This is a genomic window from Clostridium sp. DJ247, from assembly GCF_014231265.1.
This window is the reverse complement of sequence record NZ_JABAIW010000005.1, coordinates 57,009-80,409: the sequence shown is the minus strand read 5'-3', so window position 1 is coordinate 80,409 and position 23,401 is coordinate 57,009. Positions and strand designations below refer to the sequence as shown.

At 30.4% G+C, this 23,401-nt stretch carries 26 protein-coding genes; all 26 read left to right on the top strand.

Annotated features, from left to right (window positions below):
- The first annotated feature begins 102 nt into the window (after nucleotides 1-102).
- Nucleotides 103-354 (top strand): hypothetical protein, encoded by a 252-nt coding sequence (locus HGI79_RS03630; protein WP_185649299.1) that lies wholly within the window; start codon nucleotides 103-105, stop codon nucleotides 352-354.
- Nucleotides 354-1,070 (top strand): RadC family protein, encoded by a 717-nt coding sequence (locus HGI79_RS03625; RefSeq protein WP_185649298.1) that lies wholly within the window; start codon nucleotides 354-356, stop codon nucleotides 1,068-1,070. Before HGI79_RS03630 ends, HGI79_RS03625 begins: the two co-directional genes overlap by 1 nt.
- A 26-nt stretch (nucleotides 1,071-1,096) precedes the next feature.
- Complete coding sequence (locus HGI79_RS03620) at nucleotides 1,097-2,074, top strand: DUF3991 and toprim domain-containing protein (protein WP_185649297.1); 978 nt, start codon at nucleotides 1,097-1,099, stop codon at nucleotides 2,072-2,074.
- 72 nt (nucleotides 2,075-2,146) lie between these two features.
- On the top strand, nucleotides 2,147-3,193 hold the full coding sequence (locus HGI79_RS03615) for a hypothetical protein (RefSeq protein WP_185649296.1): 1,047 nt from the start codon (nucleotides 2,147-2,149) through the stop codon (nucleotides 3,191-3,193).
- Nucleotides 3,194-3,401: 208 nt separating this feature from the next.
- Nucleotides 3,402-3,713: a plasmid mobilization protein gene (locus HGI79_RS03610; protein ID WP_185649295.1), complete on the top strand. Its 312-nt coding sequence runs from the start codon at nucleotides 3,402-3,404 to the stop codon at nucleotides 3,711-3,713.
- Between the two features lie 9 nt (nucleotides 3,714-3,722).
- Entirely contained in the window at nucleotides 3,723-4,679 is a 957-nt protein-coding gene (locus tag HGI79_RS03605) for a relaxase/mobilization nuclease domain-containing protein (RefSeq protein WP_185649294.1), read from the top strand.
- A 122-nt stretch (nucleotides 4,680-4,801) separates the two neighbouring features.
- Nucleotides 4,802-5,710, top strand: a complete 909-nt coding sequence (locus HGI79_RS03600) for a DUF1837 domain-containing protein (protein ID WP_185649293.1) — start codon at nucleotides 4,802-4,804, stop codon at nucleotides 5,708-5,710.
- Nucleotides 5,707-8,256, top strand: coding sequence for a DEAD/DEAH box helicase (locus tag HGI79_RS03595; protein WP_185649292.1), 2,550 nt, complete (start codon nucleotides 5,707-5,709; stop codon nucleotides 8,254-8,256). Before HGI79_RS03600 ends, HGI79_RS03595 begins: the two co-directional genes overlap by 4 nt.
- Before the next feature lie 103 nt (nucleotides 8,257-8,359).
- A complete protein-coding gene (locus HGI79_RS03590) occupies nucleotides 8,360-10,540 on the top strand; it encodes a VirD4-like conjugal transfer protein, CD1115 family (RefSeq protein ID WP_185649291.1) in 2,181 nt (726 codons plus the stop codon).
- A 28-nt stretch (nucleotides 10,541-10,568) separates the two neighbouring features.
- Nucleotides 10,569-10,880, top strand: a complete 312-nt coding sequence (locus HGI79_RS03585; RefSeq protein WP_395939503.1) for an Mbov_0395 family pilin-like conjugal transfer protein — start codon at nucleotides 10,569-10,571, stop codon at nucleotides 10,878-10,880.
- Nucleotides 10,881-10,925: 45 nt separating this feature from the next.
- The gene (locus HGI79_RS03580) at nucleotides 10,926-11,156 is read left to right on the top strand and encodes a DUF6133 family protein (protein ID WP_185649289.1); all 231 of its coding nucleotides are present in this window, start codon (nucleotides 10,926-10,928) and stop codon (nucleotides 11,154-11,156) included.
- A gap of 71 nt (nucleotides 11,157-11,227) precedes the next feature.
- Nucleotides 11,228-12,064 (top strand): conjugal transfer protein TrbL family protein, encoded by an 837-nt coding sequence (locus HGI79_RS03575; protein ID WP_185649288.1) that lies wholly within the window; start codon nucleotides 11,228-11,230, stop codon nucleotides 12,062-12,064.
- Complete coding sequence (locus HGI79_RS03570; protein WP_185649287.1) at nucleotides 12,064-12,273, top strand: mercury transporter; 210 nt, start codon at nucleotides 12,064-12,066, stop codon at nucleotides 12,271-12,273. Before HGI79_RS03575 ends, HGI79_RS03570 begins: the two co-directional genes overlap by 1 nt.
- 199 nt (nucleotides 12,274-12,472) lie before the next feature.
- On the top strand, nucleotides 12,473-13,972 hold the full coding sequence (locus HGI79_RS03565) for a hypothetical protein (RefSeq protein ID WP_185649286.1): 1,500 nt from the start codon (nucleotides 12,473-12,475) through the stop codon (nucleotides 13,970-13,972).
- 98 nt (nucleotides 13,973-14,070) lie between these two features.
- Nucleotides 14,071-14,394, top strand: a complete 324-nt coding sequence (locus tag HGI79_RS03560) for a hypothetical protein (RefSeq protein ID WP_185649285.1) — start codon at nucleotides 14,071-14,073, stop codon at nucleotides 14,392-14,394.
- Between the two features lie 16 nt (nucleotides 14,395-14,410).
- Complete coding sequence (locus tag HGI79_RS03555; RefSeq protein ID WP_185649348.1) at nucleotides 14,411-14,833, top strand: A24 family peptidase; 423 nt, start codon at nucleotides 14,411-14,413, stop codon at nucleotides 14,831-14,833.
- 1 nt (nucleotide 14,834) lies between these two features.
- On the top strand, nucleotides 14,835-15,623 hold the full coding sequence (locus HGI79_RS03550) for a Flp pilus assembly protein CpaB (protein WP_185649284.1): 789 nt from the start codon (nucleotides 14,835-14,837) through the stop codon (nucleotides 15,621-15,623).
- Nucleotides 15,624-16,427: a ParA family protein gene (locus HGI79_RS03545; protein ID WP_185649283.1), complete on the top strand. Its 804-nt coding sequence runs from the start codon at nucleotides 15,624-15,626 to the stop codon at nucleotides 16,425-16,427. It abuts the gene before it with no gap.
- A complete protein-coding gene (locus tag HGI79_RS03540; protein ID WP_185649282.1) occupies nucleotides 16,427-17,785 on the top strand; it encodes a CpaF/VirB11 family protein in 1,359 nt (452 codons plus the stop codon). The genes HGI79_RS03545 and HGI79_RS03540 overlap by 1 nt, the downstream gene beginning before the upstream one ends.
- Entirely contained in the window at nucleotides 17,772-18,713 is a 942-nt protein-coding gene (locus HGI79_RS03535; RefSeq protein ID WP_185649281.1) for a type II secretion system F family protein, read from the top strand. The genes HGI79_RS03540 and HGI79_RS03535 overlap by 14 nt, the downstream gene beginning before the upstream one ends.
- A gap of 13 nt (nucleotides 18,714-18,726) precedes the next feature.
- Entirely contained in the window at nucleotides 18,727-19,599 is an 873-nt protein-coding gene (locus tag HGI79_RS03530) for a secretion protein F (RefSeq protein WP_185649280.1), read from the top strand.
- Between the two features lie 11 nt (nucleotides 19,600-19,610).
- Nucleotides 19,611-20,018 carry a DUF4320 family protein gene (locus HGI79_RS03525; RefSeq protein WP_185649279.1) on the top strand — a complete coding sequence of 136 codons (408 nt, stop codon included), beginning with the start codon at nucleotides 19,611-19,613 and terminating at the stop codon, nucleotides 20,016-20,018.
- Nucleotides 20,009-20,563, top strand: a complete 555-nt coding sequence (locus tag HGI79_RS03520) for a hypothetical protein (RefSeq protein WP_185649278.1) — start codon at nucleotides 20,009-20,011, stop codon at nucleotides 20,561-20,563. The genes HGI79_RS03525 and HGI79_RS03520 overlap by 10 nt, the downstream gene beginning before the upstream one ends.
- 157 nt (nucleotides 20,564-20,720) lie before the next feature.
- Entirely contained in the window at nucleotides 20,721-21,212 is a 492-nt protein-coding gene (locus HGI79_RS03515; protein WP_185649277.1) for a DUF6550 family protein, read from the top strand.
- A gap of 67 nt (nucleotides 21,213-21,279) precedes the next feature.
- A complete protein-coding gene (locus tag HGI79_RS03510) occupies nucleotides 21,280-23,007 on the top strand; it encodes a hypothetical protein (RefSeq protein WP_185649276.1) in 1,728 nt (575 codons plus the stop codon).
- Nucleotides 23,008-23,022: 15 nt separating this feature from the next.
- Nucleotides 23,023-23,397: a DUF3846 domain-containing protein gene (locus tag HGI79_RS03505; protein WP_185649275.1), complete on the top strand. Its 375-nt coding sequence runs from the start codon at nucleotides 23,023-23,025 to the stop codon at nucleotides 23,395-23,397.
- The last annotated feature ends 4 nt before the right edge of the window (nucleotides 23,398-23,401 follow it).

Sequence of the window (23,401 nt, the reverse complement as noted above, 5' to 3'; positions counted from 1 at the left end):
TGTGCTATTTAGTACATGTTTATAAATAAAAAGACTTGTCGTTTGACAGGTCTTTTTTTGAGTAAAAGTTGAAATTAGATATTATAGAAAGGTGATGAAAAAATGACTAAGCAAAAAAGAATTGACTTATATAGCTATAAATACATCAGTTCATTGGTAGCACAACTTCTTGAATTAGACATTGATACTGAAGAAAAAATTACAGGATACATTGAAAACTTTGGAATAGATAATTTTCTAAAAGATATTGAATTAATGGATTTACCCTATGAGATATTAGAAAAACTTGAAAGTTTAGAGCAAATTATTGAAGCTTTAGAAGAAGAAAATGAAAAGAATGGAGGTGTTATTTAATGAAGAGTATGCCACATACAGAAAGTTTTTTAAAAGGATTAACTACACTAACTGGTCTTTCTATGAGAAAGGTTCAGGACTATGCCAGAGATAATAGTCCATTTAATATTTTAGAACATCCACGTATTATAGATCCTAATGAAAAACAGCTTCAAAAGATAGGATTACTGAATGAATTTATTGCTTCTTATAATCTATTAAAGTCCCATGAAAGTGAAAATAAAATAAAGATAACATCTCCAGAGCAAGCAGGAGCTTACTTTGTACCCTTACTTAGTGGTAAGAAAGACAAAGAAAAGTTCATGGTTGCTTTTTTAGATGCAGGAAATAATATTATTCATTCCAGTGTGGTATCAGAAGGAACAATATCACAGGCTATAGTTTATCCAAGAGAGATATTAAAGCAAGCTTTAGATTGTGATTGTAAATCAATGATTATAGCACATAACCATCCAGGAGGCTCAATAATGCCATCCGCTGAAGATAAAAACATGACACAAAGACTTGTAGATATTTTTCATCCATTAGAAATTAGAATACATGATCACATTATAGTGGCTGATACAAAATATACTTCAATGGCAGAAAAGGGATATATGCCAAGGAATACACAGGCAAGAGCAAATTATGAACCTTTTGAAATTGTAGAAGTTACAAAGGAAGCAGAAATTGGTTATTCTATGGATATTGAAGATGAAGAATGGGAGCTTGAATAAATCATGCTATAGGAGTGGTGAATTTTATGAGAAGAGAAAAATTGAGATTTACCGATAACCAAATTGCTCTTGCAGATAGTGTAAATATTATAAGTTATGCTGAAAGTATGGGGTATGCAGTAAAACAAGTTACTCCAAGATCCTTTAAAATTGAAGGCTATGGTGGTTTATATATTCATGGAAATGGTCATAAGTGGAATTGGTTTTCTAAAAACATGGGTGGTGGTACTATTCAATTTGTTATGGAAATGGAAGGAAAAACGTGGGTAGAAGCAATAAAGAAGTTACTTAATATAGAGAATGAAATTGTAAGATATGCACCACCTAAAATTGAAAATAAAGAAGAAGAAAAAGGAGAATTTATTCTTCCAGAGAAAAGTAGTACCTTTAAGCATATATTCGCATATCTCATAAACACAAGGGATATTGACAAAGAAATAGTTTATGATTTTGTAAAGAGAGATAAGCTTTATGAAAATAAATATGGAAGCTGTATTTTTGTAGGATATGATAAGGAAGGACAGGCTAAATATGCAAGTATAAGAAGTACCAACACTACAGGAAAGTCTTTTAGATGCGATGTGAAAAATTCAGATAAAACATATCCATTTTGTAGCTCAGGAACCAATGATACAGTATGCGTATTTGAAGCTCCTATTGATCTTATGAGTTATTTAACATTAATTAAGAAGCATGATATTAAAGATTTTAAAAGCCATTGTATTTCTCTTGGTGGTGTTGCTGACAAAGCTCTTGAATATTATCTTAAAGAAAATCCTAATATCACTAAAATAATGCTCTGCCTCGACAATGACGAATCAGGGCATTTTGCATGTCAGCAGATAAGAGAGAAATATAGGGATAGATATAAGATAGTAAGACATTTACCACAAGGTAAAGATTTTAATGAGCAACTTTTAAATCTTAAAAATAGTTTTAAGCAACAGGAAGTTTGTTGTGGGAATAATATTGTTGCAGAGGTGGAACAAGGTTTTTCCCAATAACCGTCAGAATATATAGTGATGGTAGGTAATAGATGATATAATCAAAATATAGATTTGAAGGGGGAGAATGCTTTGATATACGAAATTATATCCAAATATCATTTATTATCTGTCAGGGATAAACATCATCGTTTTAAGTCTTGGGAGCACTGTAATAACTTTTTCATTAAACATAAAGGAAATTTAGCAGATGAGAATCTATTTGACTATTCATGTTTACATTTGGCATTTTATTTAGCTAGTTGGGGAATGATGAGAGGTGGAACCTTCTTATTGCAAAAGGACTATAGGATACATGAATATTTTATCAGAGACGTTGCAATGAATGATAAATATAAAAAATACTATTCATCTATGCAAGTAGCTCCAATTGACGAAGGGGATATTGATGGGTTGAATGATTTAATTGAGGACACTATAAAAGTTTATGTAGGTAACATTAAAGAGATTAATGGTATTGAAACTACAGTTTCAGTAACGGATACGTTAGTATCTAAAATACTCTTAGGCATTTATGGGATAGTTCCAGCTTATGATAGATTTTTTATAAATGCTGTGAAAAGCCATGGCTTTAAAAATACAGCATTGTGTGAGAATTCAATAAAGGATTTGGTATCTTTCTATTATGATTTTGAAAATGAGTTTGAAAAATGTAGAATGTTATTTGAAAAAGATGGAGTGAAGTATCCACCTATGAAATTAATAGATATGTATTTTTGGCAGGTAGGATATATGGTAGAGAACCCAGAGGAATTTTCAGAAGATGAACTGCAAGGTGTATGCGAATTTGCAAACCAATACTCACAAAAGATAAGAGAAGCAAATAAATTTAAGACAAGAGAAAAACTTGTATCTACATCAAATAACCAAGATAGAGCTACTGGGCTGAAAGAAGAAATCTCTAGCTATATTAATAGTTTATTGGCAAGTTCTTTAGAGAAGGGATTGCTAGTTTTAGAAATATCATCTGGGAATATTCATAAAGCTATGAATTTGAAAAACAGGATACCATCAGTATGTAATGCGATGCTTAGTGTTAAAGACTATAAATATGAAATAATTAAGGATACAGCAAGTGGAATGAGTTCAACGAAGACTATAAGATATTACTTAAAATAAAATTTGATATTAATAATATGATTAGGCAAGTCCGCATGATGTGGACTTTTTTGTTTTGAAAAACTTTGTTTTCAATAACCCAAAAGACCAAGAACAAAGCCATGGGCTTTGGTGAGGGCAAGCTTCCTATAGGTATAGCCAATAGATTGTTAAGAGTGGGGAATCCCCACGCCCCTTTTAAAAATTTTCTACAGCAAGGAGGTAATGGATGAGAAAAAGAAATTTACAGACTAATATTAGAATGACAGAAAATGAGATGGAATGTATAAAGAAAAAGGCTAAAAGTGCCAATATGACTTTTAGTAATTATGTTATAACTTCAGCACTAAATAATGAAATTACAGTTATTGATGGAATAAAAGATTTTACTCATCAGCTTTCAAAGGTAGGTACAAATCTTAATCAACTTACAATGCTTTGTCATCAGGGGAAAATAAATTGTGCAGATATAACATCAGTAAATAAGTTATTAAATGATTTATGGGAGTATTTAGTTTCTATAAGGAAACGTAAAAAGTAAGGTGAGAAAATGGCTGTAATAGAGTTTATTAATGCTTCAAATAACACCTACAAAGGAATGAAAAGAGCCATTAATTATATAAAAAATCCTGTAAAAACAGAACCACATTTAGTTGGTGGAAAAGACTGTAGTCCAGATGTTGCTTTTAATGAGTTTGTAATGACTAAGCAAAATTTTAAAAAGGAAACAGGAAGACAGTTTATACATTTTGTACAGTCTTTTTCACCACATGATAAAGCTGCTCCTGAAATAATAAATGAAATAGGGAAAAAGCTTTTAGATCATGAAGCATTTAAAGACTTTCAAGTTGTATATGCTACCCATACAGATAAAGAACATTTGCACAACCACTTTATAATTAATTCCGTAAGTTTTGCAACAGGACGAAAATGGCAGCTATCAAAAGAGCAGTTAGAAAGTTTAAAAGAATACTCTGATGAGCTGTGTAGAGATTATGGACTTATCATTGTTCATGGAGTTAAAGGAAATCATAAAGATAGAGGAGAACACAGGGCTAAGGATAAAGAACAAAGCTGGAAATATGAACTTTTCTTAGCAGTAAAACACTGTAAATGGTGTAGCAGAAGCAAGGAAGAATTTATTGCTAATATGGAGAAGCTAGGTTACAAAGTAGATTGGAATGATGAAAGAAAATATATTACCTTTACTACCTCTAACGGTAAAAAATGTAGAAATAGAAAGCTATATCCTCCAGAGCAGTTTACTAAAGAAGCACTCCTTAAAGCTTTTACATTAAATGAGCAGCAAGCAACTAAAAAACAACTACAAGCAAGAATGGAACTTTTGTTATCTGCAATTCAAATGTTATCTAAAGAGGATAGAAACTATAATCAAGGACGTTATCCTTTAACAGCACTTGAGGGACAAGCACAAAAGGAAAGAGCAATAGAAGAAGCAAAAGGAAAAGGATTTAGATGGGATAAAGAAAATGCTCAAGAAATGTAAAAAATGTATCAAATATATAAAAAACTGCTGTTTTATGGTAAAATATTAGCATGTATTAATAGAATGTTATATAAATATGTACACTAAATAAAATAGTTAAATGCTTAGTGGGGGGATACAAATTGGAACTTAGCTTATCAGGGGTGGAGTTTTTGGATTCATTTGATGAATTGTGGACAAAGGATATTGATAAATATGGGAAAAATAAATTGAGTTTATTTGTAATGAAAATAAACGCTAATCAGTTTAATTATGATTTGCTTACAAGAAATTTATTAGAGCCAATTGCAGATTACTCTATTTCAAGAAAAGTAAAAGAAGAATATAGTAATCGCCCTATGACTTTGTCAAAAAAGGCAAGAGAAAAATTTGTTGACTATGCTAGAAATAACGGTGAACTAGGCGAGGTGTTATTGTATTGCTTTTTAGAATCACATTTGCATGCGCCTAAAATATTAACTAAATTAGAACTCAAAACATCTACAAGCCATTATGTTAATGGAGCGGATGGAATACATTTTATAGAACTATCTAACGGAAATTATCAACTAATATTTGGAGAAGCAAAGACAATTGAGGATTTAACAGCTGCAATATCAGATGCATTTAAATCAATTTATGAATTTAAGAATGGCATTAATGAAAAAGGAAATTCTAAAAGTGGTATTATATATGAAAGAGGATTAATTAGTGATAACTTAACAAAAGAAACTTTTTCTGATAAAGAAAAAAAATTTATCGAACAGCTTATATATCCTCAGAAAGATAATGAATTTGAAGTTGATGATGCCTTTGGAATTTTCGTTGGATTTCAAATCGAAGTAACAAACGAAGATAAAAAAATGCCAAACGATCTTTTTAGGGATAAGATTAAAAAACTTATAGATCAAGAAGTAAGTAAAAGATTAGGGCATATTATAAAGAAAATTGATGAATATGAATTGCAAGGGCATAATTTTTATATTTATGTTCTTCCATTTACGGATATGAATAAAAAAAGAAAAGAGGTAATGGGGGAATTGACAAAATGAAATGGATAGATTCACTATCAAGAAGAGCGTTAGAAGACCCTTATTTTCAAGAATTACTGGAAAAACTTGAGACTAAATACGCATATAAATTTTTTAAGTCTGACAGAAATATTAAATTATCTGAAAAAGAGTATAACGATATTTTAAGATTCGCAGATATTTTATGTAGATCAGAATCAGCAGATGGTAGAAATAAGGCATACAAAGTAATAAGTTTGTTATATGAGTTTTATAATACAGATATTCAATATAAGATTTATGCAAATACTGTATTAACTAAATTGGGAAACTTTCCATCTTTAGAATTAGCGATAGGTGAAGAAAACAATTTTGGCACACCTGAAATTGTTATGGAGAAGTTTGTAAAGAAAACTTTTCAGGAATCACCATATGAAGGATTTGTTTTTACAGATCCGCAATATAAGCTCTATGAGGCGTTAAAAAGGAATAATCATTACAGTTTTTCTGGACCAACTTCATTTGGTAAATCTTTCATAATGGAAGCTTTTATCAATTATATTATTACTGAACGGCATGGAGTTGATAATGTAGTTGTTTTAGTGCCAACTAGGGCATTAATAAACCAAGTTTCTAATAAGTTAAAAGCTCAAATAAATAATGAAAAATATAAAGTGTTATCACATCCTGTGGTTCCAATGATATTTAAACGCAAAGAGTATAAGTATATTTTTGTGTTTACACCAGAGAGATTAATCTCTTATTTGGCAGATAAAGATAATCCAATAATTAATTATATGTTTATTGATGAGGCACAAAAGATTATTGCAAAAAAAGACTCACGTTCCCCTTTATATTATCATGCTGTTTTGCTTGCAGAAAGAAAGAGTATCAAATTATATTTTGCGTCTCCCAATATACCTAATGCAGAAGTATTTTTACAATTGTTTGAAAAAAGTTCAGATGAAAAAATGGTTATTGAAGAATCACCTGTAGCACAAAATAGGTTTTTTATAGATCTTATAAATAATAAAGCATTATTTTTTTCTGAATATGGAAAAGAAATTGAATTACCTAGTCTATCAGTTTCTAGAACAAATAAACTAAATATAATGATAAATTATTTAGGAAAGGGCTGTAAAAATATAGTTTATTGTAATACGGTGGAAGATACAATTAATTTTGCATTGGAGTTTGCTAATACATTGCCAGAAATAAGTGACTATAGAATAGATGCAGTTATTGAGTTGATAAAAACTTATGTACATAAAGAGTATTATCTAATTGATTGTTTAAAAAAAGGAGTTGCATTTCACTTTGGTAGATTGCCACAGAGAATCAGAGAAAAGGTAGAAAATTTATTTAAGGAGAAAGCAATTGACTATATGTTTTGTACATCGACGTTATTGGAAGGTGTAAATTTACCCGCAAAAAATATTTTTATTCTTAGTAATGCAATTGGAATGACAAAATTTACAGATATAGATTTTTGGAATCTGGCAGGGCGTGCAGGAAGATTGAGTAAAGAACTTTGTGGTAATATTATTTGTGTTAGAGCTGTGCAAAAGAAAAATCGATGGGATGATATACAAAAAGATTTAGAAGTCGTAAGAAATAAAAAAATTAAGAAAGTAGTTCCATATGTTATTTCTGGTGAAAAAAATTTCTATAAAAACATTGGATTTTCATTACAGGATACTGAATTTACAAGAAAGGACGCATCTCAAACTGAAAAGGAGATCTGGAATCACTACGCTAACATAGTTTTTATACATCAAGTAACAAATAATGACTCTATTCTAATAAGTAATTTTTTAAAGAAAAATGCGAATGCTAAGCAAATATTAGTAAAAGTAGAAAAACAAAACTTAGTGTCAGAATATATTTTAGAGCAATGTTCAGCGATTAAACCTATGTATCAGAACAAAGTCTGGAATTTAGAAATAAATGATCCTGCATTCCCAGATAGCATAACTACTGAGACATGTAAAGCTATGCTTAATAGGTTATATGATTTATATAATTGGGGACAAGAAGAATCTGGGGGACGTAATCCATTAGTTAAAGATCGTTCAAGACTTAATTATTTTGCAGTATTAATGTATACATGGATGAAGGGGATTCCGTTAAATCTAATTATTGTTAATTTAATTAAGTATTATTCAGAAAGAGGAGTTATTTGGGATCAGACAGAATATATTAATTTTAATAGAAACAATCGTAGACATATAAATATTGTTATCAATAATTTAATTTCTGATATTGACAATGCTTTAAGATATAAGTTGAAAAATTATTTTTTAAATTATTATTTAATTATTTCTGAAAAATATGGAAAGCAAAATGTTGGAGCAAATTGGGCTGAATATTTAGAGTATGGAACAATAGATTCATTAACGATTGAGCTTCAAAACATTGGATTACCAAGGCATTTATCATTATTTATATTAGAAAATTATAGTGAGTGTCTAGAATTTGAAGATGGTAAATTAGTTGATTTAAAGGAAGATATTTTAAAAAATGCAATAAGAAAAGAAAATAAGGAAGAATATAAAGAACTTAAGGAATTTCTTAATTGGGATAATTAAAATATATTTACAGTTATCCATATCATATTATAATTCAACTATAAAGGCTTACTATGTGTAGGTCTTATTTTTATGCCCAAAAACAAAATTGAGGAGTAATAACGTGAAATCAAAAAAGAAAAAATTAGTCATTTCCTTGCTGATAATAGTGGGGGGATTATTATTCAATACTTATTTTTCAACTAACTTACATTTAGTACTTACAAAGAAAAGAACAGCTTTGTCTATACCAAATTTTAAATATTGTTTAGAAAGCATAGCATCAAGTAAAGAACACTTGATGCTTTTTTTATGCCTAAATGGCTTTGTAGTTTTATTTGCAATATTCTTCTTTGTAGCTAATAACAAGCCTTACCAAAGTGAATTAAAGCAAATAACTCCTAAAATTTCTACACCAGTATCAGCAGGGCAGAAACAGTTTGGTTCAGCAGAATGGCTTTCAGAAAAAGAGAAGGATACAGCTTTTCAGAGCTTTATTCTAAATACCAATGACAGCACAGTTAAAACATTAATTAAGCAAGGCTATGATGACTTACAAGAAATTTTGAAGGGAGGTGAATGTAAAAATGAGAGAGAAGAAGGTCAAGAAAAGCAAGAAGAAATTCAAGAAAAGCAAGAAGAAATTCAAGAAAAATCAACATTGGAAAAACAAGAAAGAAATGCTGAGAACATAAATGAAACCACCAAAATCATTCGTAAATGTTCCAAAGCTCTTTTACCGCAGGGTGGTGTAGTACTTGGCTGTAGAAAGGAAGGTGGTAAAGAAAAAATATTCTTTATTGGTGAAGATGTTCACAGTTTATGTATTGGTGCAACACGTTCAGGAAAAACAAGAACAGTGGTACTTCAAAGTATAGGAAATATAGCTCTTGCAGGTGAAAGTATGATTTTAAGCGATCCTAAGGGCGAGTTATATCAATATACATATCCTTTTTTAGAAAGGTTTGGATATGAAGTCATTGCTATAGATTTTAAGAATCCATTAAAGAGTGATAGATATAATTTTTTAGAGCCTGTAATTGAAGCAGTGGATAATAATGATATAGCAAAAGCTATTGATGCTACATGGGATTTAACTTCTCAGCTTGTAGGTGAGCCAAAGGGTGAAAGGATATGGACAGATGGTGAAGCCAGTATTATTGCCAGTGCAATTATGAGCGTTGTTTATGACAATAAAGAAGGAAAAAATCGAAAATATCAAAATATGACAAATGTTTATTATTTCATAAGTGAAATGTGCAAGGTTGTAGGAAACTCAATGCCTATAGTGGAGTATGTGAAAAAACTTAGTCCTACACACCCTGCTAAAGCTTTGCTTGCTATATCAGAAGTTGCACCAAGTAAAACAAGAGGAAGTTTTTATACAGCAGCTCTTACTACTTTAAGGCTTTTTACTAATCCACTTATAAATTCTATGACTAATGTAAGTGATTATAATCCGAGGGAAACTGGAAATAAGAAAAGAGCTATTTTTATTATTCTTCCTGATGAAAAAACAACGTACTATTCTTTAGCAAGTTTATTTGTATCACAGCAATATATAGAACTTGTAAAAAGTGCAGATGAAAGAGGTGGTAGATTAAAAAATAGAGTAAACTTTTTGCTTGATGAATTTGGAAACTTTGCTCAAATACCTGATTTCTCAAATAAGCTTACCGTTGGTGGTGGTAGAGGAATTAGGTTTAATTTATTTTTACAGAGCTTTGCACAACTTGATGATAAATATGGAAAGGAGGTGGCGAAGACCATAAAGGGCAACTGTGAAAATTGGATTTATCTTCAGGCGGATGATCTTGAAACCTTAGATGAAATATCCAAGAAATTGGGAAATTATACAGTAGCTACTTATTCATTAAGTGCTTCTCATGGAAAATATAGCGCTCCATCAAGTTCACATAGCATTAATCTTACTCATAGAGCTTTGCTTTCAGTTGATGAAATAAGACTTGTTTCAAGACCGTATAGCTTGATTACATCCAGAAATAATCCTGCAATTATGTATTCTCCAGACTTATCAAAATGGCAATTTAATAAAATCTTTGGGTTAGGAGATAAGGAACATAATCGAAAGGTAAGAGAACTAAGAGAAAATAGAAGGAGAGTAAGAAGTGCAAGTATGGAAGATATGGATTTGTGGGGAGTATGGCTTTATTACACGGCTAATGAGCAATTAAGTATTGTAAAAAATTCAGCAATAGGGTTGCAAGAAAAGATTGCTAAACCTCAAAGAATTAGCTATGTAACAGGAAATGAGAAAGGAGATGATTATTTTGAAGAAGATTAGAGACTTCTTAGAAAAGACAAAAGAAAAAATATTACTAACTTTAGTATCTGTTTATACAGTTAGTATGATTTCAATACCAGTTTATGCAGCAGATGATGTTAGAAACAGCCAACTTGTAAAAGGTACCGAAAAGCTAATTAATGATACTACCACTTGGTTAATGATACTTGCTCCTGTATTATCAGGACTTTTAATCATATATTTCTGCATTAGAAGAAGTGCAGCAGATGAAATGGACCAGAAAAAATGGAACAACAGAATAGTCGTAGCAATTGTTTCATGTATTGGAGCAGTGTTAGGTTCAGCAACATTAAATCTTATTGTAGGTTACTACAAATAATTAATAAAAAATTATAATAATAAAATTTACGGAGGAATGAATAATATGAAAAATTTAGTATTAAGAACACAAATTAGGGCTATGAATATGGTAGGAAAGGCAAAGAAAGCTCTCACAAGCAAAAGCGGTGAGGGCTTTGTTGATACAGCGGTAAAAATCTTAATGTCCGTTGTAATTGGAGCATTAATTCTTGCAGGGTTGTATATTCTTTTTCAAGATACTATTCTTCCTACTCTAACTCAAAAAGTTAAAGATATGTTTAATTTCAAGGGCTAAGATAAATCCATTTAAAGGGCTTATGTTTATAAAATCTAAGCCCTTTAAAAATTGGAGAGGAAGGTGATGATTTGGAATATTTATTAGTGCTTTTGATTGCAGGAATATTAAGTGGTTGTCTTGCCTATGTAAACTCATTATTAAATGATTTAGTACCTATTGCTTTATATGCAGAAAGATATATGGATACAATGCTAGGAACTAATGGTTTAACAGAAGTATTCAATATTTTCTTTGGTTTTGGTGTTTCACTAATAGTACTGAAATTTTTAAAGAAAGGCTTTGAGCAATACATTCTTTGGACAGAAGGAGATGCTGATGCAGATCCTATACTTATGCTTACAGGATTTTTTAAAGCATTAGCAATAGCAGTATCTTTTCCAACTCTTTATAGTTGGTTAGGTCAAATTATTGAAGATTTAACAGATGAATTGATAAAGGCAGTAAGCAAAGGCATGGTAACAGATTTTACAGCCATAATTAATGGAATATCCAGTGCAGGACTTTTTACAGCCATTATTTCACTGATATTTTTTATATGTTTCTTTCTTTTGTATCTTCAATTTCTAATGAGAGGAATGGAGATATTAATACTTCGTGTAGGTCTTCCAGTGGCTTGTGTTGGATTATTAGATGCAGATAAGGGAGTCTTCAGGACATATGTTCAGAAGTTCTTTCAATCCACTTTAGCAGTATTAGTACAAATAGTTCTAGCAAAAGTGGGAGTAGCTTTAATGCTTAATACACATGTGTTTTGGGGAGTAGCAGCCTTAATGCTTGCTATAAAAACTCCAAGGTTCTTACAAGAATTTATTATTGTATCAGGTGGACATGGGGCAGGACTTATGGGAAATGTATATCAATCTGTACGTTTAGTACAAATGGCAAAAGGAGCGTTTAAAAGGTAATGGAATTAGTAAAAGAAATGGCAGATGCTTTTGTAATGCTCATTAGAGTAGGTGCTGGGTTAAGAGTGATTTACTGTTTTATAAGGATGGGAGCTTCTGAAGATGAAAGTGTTATGTATAAGAAAAGAGCTAAGAATACAGTAGTGTTTTATGTGCTTGCGGAATGTATTTGGCAGATAAAAGAACTAGTATTGGTGTATTATTCATGAACGAAAAAATTTATATATAATAATTAGTGTGATATGTCGAATTTATAATAAAAAATTACTGTTATTACTAATTATATTAAAAATAAAATTTGATTTTTAATGCTAATGCAGAATTATATACAAAAATCAACAAGTATGTAAAATTAAAAGGAGTTTAAAAACAAATATAGAATTTATACCATTGAAAGAAGGTGTAAATATGCAAGAGGATTTCGGATATATTATAATTGATAATCAGGAAGCTTTTAAGATTTTAAAATCATATCAAGGAAAATGGATTTATGTAAAATCTACAGTGAATTATTTTGGGGTAGACAAAGTGCAACATAATAGATTTGGTATGTATTCTAAATTAAAGGTACAAATATTTCAAAATTTATCAGATGTAATTTATCTTTATGGAGATGAAGATAGAGATAGAGTATTGATAGGTAAAAATGATATATTACAATGTGAAAAGAGCTATGGACAAGATGGTGTTAATTTAAAAATATTAATTGGAAATGATAATTCAATGATATGGTTATATTTTCTAGAAGATTTTATTAGTGATACTGTCAGAAGTAGAAGTGATAGTGTTAAAACAATAATGGAACAAACAAGTACAAATCTTGTTATTACAGAAGGAAAAACAGATTGGAAACATTTAAAGAGAGCATTAAATAAGTTAAACAATAAAAATATGTTTTGTGAAGATGATTTTAAATTTTTAGAGTACAATGATACGGAGATGGGAAATACTGAACTAATGTCATTATGCAAACAACTTAGTAAAATTCCCAATAAATATAAAATAATTTGTATTTTTGATGCAGATGTTCCAAACATATTGAATAAGGTTACAACAGAAGGAGCTACCTATAAAGAATGGGGAAATAATGTATTCTCATTTGTTATTCCAGTCCCAAAGCATAGGGAAAATACCCCTCAAATTAGCATAGAACATTATTATACTGATGAAGAATTACAAACGGAAGATATTAATAGCAGAAGATTATACATGGGAAAAGAATTTTCAAATATTTCAGGAATACACTATAATAAAGATAGATTTTGTGTAAATAAAAATAGATGTGGTGAAAAATCTATATCAATTTTAGATAGTGAAATATATCTTTTGAGTGATGAAAATAAAAACATTGCATTATCCAAAAATGATTTTGCAGATAATATTTCAAAAGAGATATCACCATTTGATAATATAAGCTATGAAAACTTTAAGAGTATATTTGAAATAATAAAAGAGATTATATCAAAAAAAAATTCTGTTGGAGAAAGTAATAAAACTTATGGAGAACAAATAATAGACTGGGGAAAAGATCTTAAAAATAAGGGATGTAAAATAATTTATCAAGAGGGCAACATACTTTCAATTGTAGTAAAAGATGATAAATATAAAGTTACTAAATTAAAAAATAATCCAACAGTAACGATTGTTAGCTATATTCCAGAGTATAATATTGTACTGATATGTGTTTATCCAAGTAATGGAGATGAGAATGATGGAGTAGTGATTCCAATACAATTAGGCAATAAACTTGAAGAGGATATTCTCAAAAAAATAAGCTTAGGTTCGGGTCAAATTGAACTATTTTCTATTAGTGATGACTTAGAGGAGATATCTGCGAAGGTAATATTAAGAGATGAAATGGGAAGAATGGCTTTGAAAATGGAGTTGGAAAAAGCAGGATTAATTTAATAACTTATGTGAGCTCTTAAAAGGGCTCTTTTTTATATTCAAAAATAATATACAATCAAATAAATTATATTTAAAATAAAAAAATGGGAGGTAAATTCATGGAAAACCACGAAAAAGAAACCTTATATATCCCACTAGGTTTAAAAACCAAAACAGAAATCTTTGATGGTTTTGGAAAAGAAGAATTATTTCAAGCTATCCTTGCTACATTAGTAGCAGGAGCAATTGATGTAATTGTATATATGTTGACTAAGAGCACCGCATTTTGTGTGGTGTTTATTTTATCTGCAATTGCAGGTTCTGTAATGATGCTTACCAAGGATAAAACCAATATTTCAGTTGTAGATCAGCTGAAATTTATAATTAAGTTTGCTAAGTCACAGAAGAAATATAGATACAAATATCTTGATGAATGGAGGTGAGGTAGCTTTGGATGATATGAGTTTAATCCTCAAGGGCTTTTTTTACGCCTTAATTTTAATGTATGCAAGCTATAGTGACATAAAAGAAAAGATTATTCCAGACAAAGTACATCTTATGATTATGGTCGTTGGCTTGATTAAAATAAGTCTTATGGATGCTACTATGGGATTTATCATTGTTCCATTGCCATTCTTTATAGCAGCCTTATTAAAAGGTGATGATATAGGTGGTGGAGATGTAAAGTTTATGGCAGCCGGTGGATTTTTCTTAGGATTGAAGGGAGGTTTTATTGCAAGTATTATGGGTCTTACTTTAGCAGTAGCAATTAATTTCATTTATTACAAAATAAAGAATAAGGATAAAAATATATCCTTTCCCTTAGCACCTTATTTATCTATAGGGTGTTTTTTATCATTTGTAATTACAGGAGGATGTTAAGATGAAGAATTTATTTAAAAATAGGACAGTAGTGGGGCTTACAGCCATTGTGTTATCACTCTTAATTTGCTTTGGAGTTACACCACTTTTTAATAATGCATTACAGTCCAAGATATCAGTTGTAAGAATTGTTAAGGATGTTAAAGCAGGAGAAAAAATTACAGCAGATAAGATTCAAGTTGTAGAAATAGGTGGTTATAACTTACCAACCACAGTTCTAAAAAATAAGGAAAATGTAGTTGGTAAATATGCAACAGCAGATTTATTTAAAGGTGATTATGTGTTAAATAGCAAAGTATCGACTAATCCACTTGCAGAAAATAAATATCTTTATGGGTTAGATGGTAATAAGCAAGCCATTTCAATTTCTATTAAAAGTTTTGCAGCAGGACTATCAGGAAAGCTTCAAACAGGAGATATTATTTCAATTATTGCATGTAATTTTGGTGAGTTAAGAGAAACTATTATACCTAATGAACTTCAATATATAAGAGTTTTAGCTGTTACCACAGATAAAGGGGCAGATAAACAATATACGGATAATAAAAAGGATGATAAAGAACAAGAGCTTCCATCCACAGTAACCCTTTTAGTAAACAAAGCTCAAGCAAAACTATTAGCAGAACTAGAGGAAAAGAGCAAAATGCATGTGTCCCTTATTTATCGTGGTAATGAAGAAACAGCACAAAAATTTATTGATGAGCAAGAAAAAGTTATTAAAGATTCAAGTGGTAACGCTACTTCTAATGCTGAAGTTAACGTTATCAAGCAAGCACAGGGAGGAATATAAATGGGAAGTAATCAAATTCTTGCTATATGGGGAAATCCCAATTGTGGTAAAACTACAACAAGTATTAAGATCTCAAGAGAATTATCATTAAAAAAGAAAAATGTAATTATTGTAATGTGTGACACATTGTGTCCGGAATCTATGATAGTTTTACCTAATGTTAAGACAGAGAAAAAATCACTTGGAAGTTTATTATCAGCTCCTAATATTAGCCAGGAAGATATTTTATCTAAGTGTATTACTTTGGGAAAAAATAGGTATATAAGTATTCTAGGATATGAGCAAGGAGAAAACATATTTACCTATGCACAGTATTCAAAAGAAAGAGCAGTAGATTTGTTAATACTGCTTAGACATTTAGCAGATTATGTGATTGTAGATTGCTCTAGTATTTTTACTTCTGATATTTTATCAACAGTTGCACTTGAAATGGCAGATAAAGTTATAAGGCTTAAAAGTTCAAATTTAAAAGCTGTAGCCTATTTTGATTCTTATTTATCTTTATTAGCTGATAGGAGATTTAATGTAGATAGCCATATTAAAGTTTTATCTGATGTTAAGAATAATGAGCCAAAAGAACAGATAAAGGAAAAATATCATGGTATAAAGTATGAGTTACCACATCTTGAAGAAATATCAGAACAGTTTTTATGTGGTGAACTTTTTCAAGGGCTAAAATCAAAAGAAAAGGAAGAATACAATGCAACAATTAGAGAGTTAATTAATTTAATTTTTGATGAAAGCTTTGAAGTTAAGAAGAGTTCAGGGAGAGTTTTACCATGGTTCAAGGGAGGGAAGAAGTAATGAATAATGCTGCTTTGTTTTTTAATTCAGGACAATATATCAAAGAATTTACTGATGTATTACAAGAGGTACAGGAGTATATTTCAAATAAATACTCAATATTAATATCCGATAATCCAGAGATGCAAAGGGAACAGATTAAATCCTATATATCTAAATACCTTATGGATTATTCACTAGGGGTTAAAGATTTATCCTTTGATGAACTTGTAGAAAATTTGTATTCAGAGATGGCTGAGTTCTCTTTCATTACTAAATATCTTTTCAGAAAAGATGTAGAGGAAATAAATATAAATCAGTGGAGAGACATTAAAATTACTTATTCAAATGGGCAAATACTACCTACAGAAGAAAAGTTCAATTCTCCAGAACATGCCATTGATGTGATTAGGCGATTGCTTCATAAATCAGGCATGATACTGGATAATTCACAACCTGTAGTAAGAGGACATCTATCAAACAAGATAAGAATTACTGTGTTTGGAAATGGAGTAATGGATCATGATAAAGGACTTGCAGTATCTATCCGTATTGTTAATCCTCAAAAATTAGAAAGAGAGGATTTTATAAATAACGGAACAGCCACAGCAGAAATGCTTAATTTTTTAGGTGTTTGTTTAAGATATGGTTTAAGTATGTGCGTTACAGGAGCTACATCATCAGGTAAAACAACTTTGATGAGCTGGTTACTTTCAACTATTCCTAATGATAAACGTATTTTTACCATAGAAAATGGCACAAGGGAATTTGATCTTGTAAAGGAAGATGAAAAAGGGAATATTATAAATAGTGTGGTGCATACAGTTACAAGGTACAGTGAGGATAAAAAACAAAATATAGACCAAGAAAAACTACTTGAAAGTGTTTTAACATCCAACCCAGATTATATATGTGTAGCAGAAATGAAGGGAGATGAATCTTTTTCAGCTCAAGAGGCAGCAAGAACAGGACATGCAGTTATTACAACAACCCATGCAAACTCATGTGAAGCCACATATTTTCGTATGGTTACTTTATGTAAGATGAAATACGATATTAATGATGATACATTATATGCTTTGGTAACAGAAGCTTTTCCTATTGTGTTCTTTTCAAAGAAGTTAGAGGATAATTCAAGAAAGATTATGGAGATTACAGAGTGTGAAATATTGCCAGATGGCAAAAGGCAAATTCACACTCTTTTTCGTTATAACATCAAAGAAAATAAAGTAGTAGATGGAAAGTTAAAAATAATCGGTAATTATGAGAAGGTTAATAACATTTCGAAGAGCTTGCAAAAAAGACTTCTTGAAAATGGTATGCCTTTAAATATCCTTCATAGTTTGTTGAAAGAAGGTGATAGCAGTGACATTACTTAATGTAATAGCATTTTTAGGATTAGTGACAGGAAGTTTTATACTTCTTTCCATTAAACCATTAGAATTTGCAGAGTATATTTCAAAAATATTTAAGAGTAAAGAAAAAACACTTAAAGTAAAAGTTATAGAGATTACTAAGAAGAAAAATCCAAAAGGATTAAAACTTCTAATAGAAGAAATAAAGGATATTTTAGAAGCTACCAATAAGAGTGAAAAATTCTCAATACTTTGTGTGTTATCTTTTGCGTTATTTATTTTAGGTGTGATGACAGCAATATCTATGAATAACTTTTTCTTAATACCAATACTTGCAGGGGGATTTGCATTACTTCCATTTTGGTATATTAAGTTTACAGCTACATTTTATAAAAAGCAATTAAATTCAGAGCTTGAAACATCCTTATCAGTAATAACAACATCTTATTTAAGAAGTGAAAGTATAATTACAGCAGTTGATGAAAATATCACATATATTAATCCACCTGCAGCTGATGTATTTAAAAGCTTTCTTACACAAACTAAGCTGATAAATTCTAATATTAAAATGGCATTAGAAAATCTAAAATCTAAGATTGATAATGACGTATTTAGGGAATGGGTTGACGGAGTTATTGCTTGTCAAGATAATAAAAATTTAAAAAGTACCTTAACACCAATAGTTGTAAAACTTTCAGATATGAGAATTGTAAGTGCAGAACTTGATTATCTTTTATATGAACCAATGAAAGAGTTTATAACTATGACAATACTTTTAATAGGTAATATACCACTTATGTATTTTTTAAATAAATCATGGTATCAAACTTTGATGTTTACAACCATGGGCAAAGCAATACTTGCTATATGTATTCTGGTGATATTTATATCATTGGCAGCGGTGATTAAACTGACAAAACCAGTTGAGTATAGAAAAGTTTATAAAGATTAGAGGGGGTGAGATTTTGCTAAGTATATTATTTGTTTTTATATGTTTATTTTCCTTTGGAATCTATATTATGTTGGTAGATTATTTAAAACTACCAAGTTATAAGGCTTCTAAAGTAGTTTTAAGCATTAATAAAAGAGAAAAGAAAAAAGTCAAAAATTTTGATGTATTCATTTTAGAACTTTCAACTAAGATTTCAAAGTATATCAAAATCAATGATTATAAAAAGCGAAAGTTGATAGCCAGCTTAAAGTCAGCAGAAATTAATTTATCACCAGAAACTTATATAGCAAGAGCTTATATTAAAGCAGGAATGGTACTTTTAAGTATTATCCCTGCTTTAATTATTTTACCTATGATAAGTCCAGTAATTTTATTTTTAACTGTTGCTATTTATTTTAAAGAAGTAAAAAGTGCTGATGAAGCAGTGAAAAAGCAACGTGAGGAAATTGAATATGAGCTTCCGAGGTTTGCTTCTACACTTACTCAGGAGTTAAAGGCAAGTAGAGATGTTCTTTCAATCTTAGAAACCTATAAGCAAAATGCAGGAAAGAGTATGAAAAGTGAATTAGAAATAACTATTGCAGATATGAAATCAGGTAGCTATGAAGCTGCCCTTACAAGATTTGAAACAAGGCTTGGAAGTTCAACTTTATCAGAGGTTATAAGAGGGTTAATCAGTGTACTTCGTGGAGATGATGGCGTTGTATATTTTCAAATGCTGTCTCATGACCTAAAACAGTTAGAACTTCAAAGACTTAAAGGAATAGCAGCAAAACAGCCTTCAAAAATTCGTAAATATTCCTTTGCAATGCTCATATGCTTTGTATTTATGTATCTTGGAGTAATGGGAGTTGAAATTGTTAAAACACTTGGAAATATGTTTTAGGAGGTGGTAAGGTGAAGAGATTACTTAAATGCAAACGTGGAGAAGGGTATATTGATACTGTTGTTATTGTTATATCTGCCATGCTTGTGATTGCTTTTGCAGTAAAGGTATTTCCAGTATTTATTGCTAAAAATCAGCTCAATAATTATGCCAATGAAATTATTAGAACTGCCGAAATTTCAGGAAGAGTAGGAACAGAAGTAAATGCGAAAGCAGAAGAATTAAAGGAACAAACAGGAATAAATCCTGCAATTTCATGGAAGGCGAATTATTTAAGCGGAACAAAACAAGTACAGCTTAATGATGAAATCACAGTAACAGTATCAAGTACAGTAGATATAGGATTTTTTAGCTTTGGTTCTTTTCCTATTGAACTTAAAGCAAAGGCAACAGGAAGGAGCGAAGTATATTGGAAATAAGAACTTTAAAAAGGATATTGAAAGAAAAAAGAGGAAATGCATTGCCACTTGCCTGTGCTATAGTCATGTCATTAATACTTATATTTAGTGCAGTATCAGAATACATGAGGCTTCAAATAATTGCAAAGGGAGTAAGAGATGCACTTCAAACTTCTGTTATATCTGTTGCAACTCAAAATTATGATGATGTATATAACGGACTTAGGGAAGGTTACAGTGGAGGATATACATTATCATCTTCAGATAAATGGGAAAGTAAACTTGATACAGGAGATGTATATGCTTATCTTGATAATCTCCTTGGACTTGAAAAAGATGGAGTATATCATATTAAAATTACAGGGAAAGAAGCAGAGTATAAACTTTCAGAGCTTAAAGTAAATATTACAAATACTCCTTTAGCACCATCAAATCCTGATAGTCTACAAAAATTTCAAGCAGAAGCATATATTCATCTTGAAGTACCGTTATCCTTTGGATGGGGTAAACTACCGCCACTTCAAATAAATTTAAAAGTTAAGGCAGGTTACACACAAAAGTTTTAAACTTAATAACATATCCACAGGAAATGTTGTGGAAAAATGTGAATAAATGAAGTGAAAAATTTATTTGAAAAACATCTGGACATCTTAATGAAAGTATGTTTGTTTTTTAACAATAGTAGAGAAACTCGCTAACTAAAAAATAAGGGAGGTAATTTTTATGAAAAAACTTAATTTAAAGGTAAAGAAAAATATTTTAGTATCAGTTCTTGTGGTTTTAGTTATAGTTTTTGGAACTATATTAATATCTTCTATAACAAAAGAACATAATGCAAAAGATACTCAAGCTTTGGTAAAGGATAATGAATCAGTATATTTAAAAAATGATGATGCAAAAACGGAAAAACCCACTGAAGATAAACAATTAAATTCAAATCCTGAAACTACAAAGAAAGAGAATAAAGTTGTTAAACCTGAACCACCAAAAGAAAAACCGAAGACTAATGATGATGTAACAAATAAAAATAAAGTTCCAACATATCCTGAAAAGGAAGTAAAACCTCAACTTCAAACACCAAAGGATGGAGAAACTAATAATGAAGGACAGGTAAACTTCCCAGGATTCGGACAGGTTGAAGATGGTGGTGCAAATAAAGGGCAAAATGTAAATTCTAATGGAGATATAAATAAACAGGTTGGAAAAATGGATTAAGATTTATAAAAATATATTTAAAGAGTATGGCAAAAGCTGTACTCTTTAAATTTTTTAGGAGGTATTTATGAAGAGAATAACAGCATTTTTACTTTGTATAATGCTAATACTTATTGCTATTCCTAAAAATGCTTTTGCCACTGGAGATGGAAACTTTGATGGTGGAGGAGGCGGAATGGGAAATGGTACAAATCAAAACTTTTGGAATCCAGGTAATGATGGTGTAAGAGTAATAGTTATTAGAAACAGTGACAAAATGCCTGTTACTACACCTATTGATTTTTCAAATAATAATCAGCCTTCTACCATTGGTCATTTTGGCAAAAAGAGCAAAATTCAATATATAAATGGTGATACGTTAGTTCCAAGAATGAATGGTTATGTGTATTATAAGCCTTTACAGCCAATGCCAAGGATAATAGGTTCAAGTAGTTACAGTATAAATATTGAAGCTACTAAAAAATATTTTTGTTCAGAATATGCAATAAGATTAATTGCAGATATTACAGCAATGAAATATGAAAATCTTATAAACGGTGATTATAAATTACTTATAGAACCTATAGCATATATGACTTTTCAAGGTGTTTATATAGCTATGACTGCACATGAAGCAGCTTTATATGATGAAAAATTAGGTGGAGGACTAAGAAGCAAGATGGTAAGTTTATCTCATAAAAATTTACCTCTTGCCTTATTTTTGCAAACTTCTGATTTAGGTTTCCCAGCATGGACAGGTTCTAATAATCAAAAAGTATCCAATGCACAAATAAAAGCATATTTAGGACTTGGAATTGTGCGTTTCAGTGAAGCCGACAAAGGAGTTGTTATAGATACTAACTACTATGAATACAGATGTGATACTGATGTTATTACTTCAATAACAGTAACTACACAAAAAAGGTGCACTCCAGATAGTCCTGTATCCGTAACATTTAGAATGAATGGACAAAATTATACTGTGAACAATATCTATATTCCAGAAGATGAATCACAGAAAGTCTGGTTTAAGTGGCATACTCCATTAACACCACAAACACTTAATATTGATGTAAGTGTTTGTGGAGCATCCGCAGGCAGAGCATCCATTACAGCAAAAATTGTAGATTTAAAAGAAAATACACCGCCTAATCCAACAGCTTATGATAAAAATAATAATTTTAAAATACCAAGCATTCCAAGTAACCCACAAAAGACTTCAGCAACATGGGGAGAATGGGATTGTTATTGGGAACCTAAATGGGAATGGGATGCAGATTGGAGCTGGGTTAGTAACGGTAGTGGTGGAGGACATTGGGTGGATAATGGACATTGGGTAGACAGGGGAGATTGGAAATATAGGTGGATAAGTTATACTGCAAATCTTTCAGCTAGTATTAATGTTCAGCCTGATAGTAGAGTTCCCACAGCATTATTAAAAACAATAAAATCAGGATATGGTGTAAATATAAATGTAGCAACAAATTTAAACTCTAATGCTCCAAGTTCAGCAATAACAGGTGCTCAGAATGTAATATCATATTACCCTGAATTTAATTACCAAAATTACAACAGAGTATTAGATAGGGTGTCAGCAGGGTACTCTTCAAGTTTTAAACTAAAAAATAATAAATACTCAACCTATAATCAAAGAGTACACTTTACTCCAATATGGTATCCAGACGGAACATATAACGTTTATGCACAGATTATTGATACATGGACACCAGATGGAATGCTGTCAATAAACTTAAATGATTATGTGAATATAAAAGGAAGTTTATATGACGATTGGCATATTGGTCCTAAAAATTAAAGGAGATGAAATAACATGAGAATATTAATAATTGAGCCACAAAAAGTACCTTATGAAGCAGAGATTAATAAGGAGTTACGTTCAATGCAAAAGATAGTTGGAGGATTAATTCAAGCTGTAGATTTAGATGAAAATACAAGCCTTGTATGTAATGAAGAAGGAAAATTAATAGGATTAGAAGGTAATAGACGTGTTGGCAGAGATATAATTGCTGGCACGTTTTTTCTTTGTGGATTTAATGAGGAAGGACAATTTACATCCTTAAATGATGAGCAGATAAAAAAGTGCTCAGAAAGATTTAAAGAGCCAGAACACTATGGCTTTTATGATGTGAAGGAAGCATCAACAATAGAAGTGATGCCTTGGGATGAAGCAGAATTTGAAATTTAGGAGG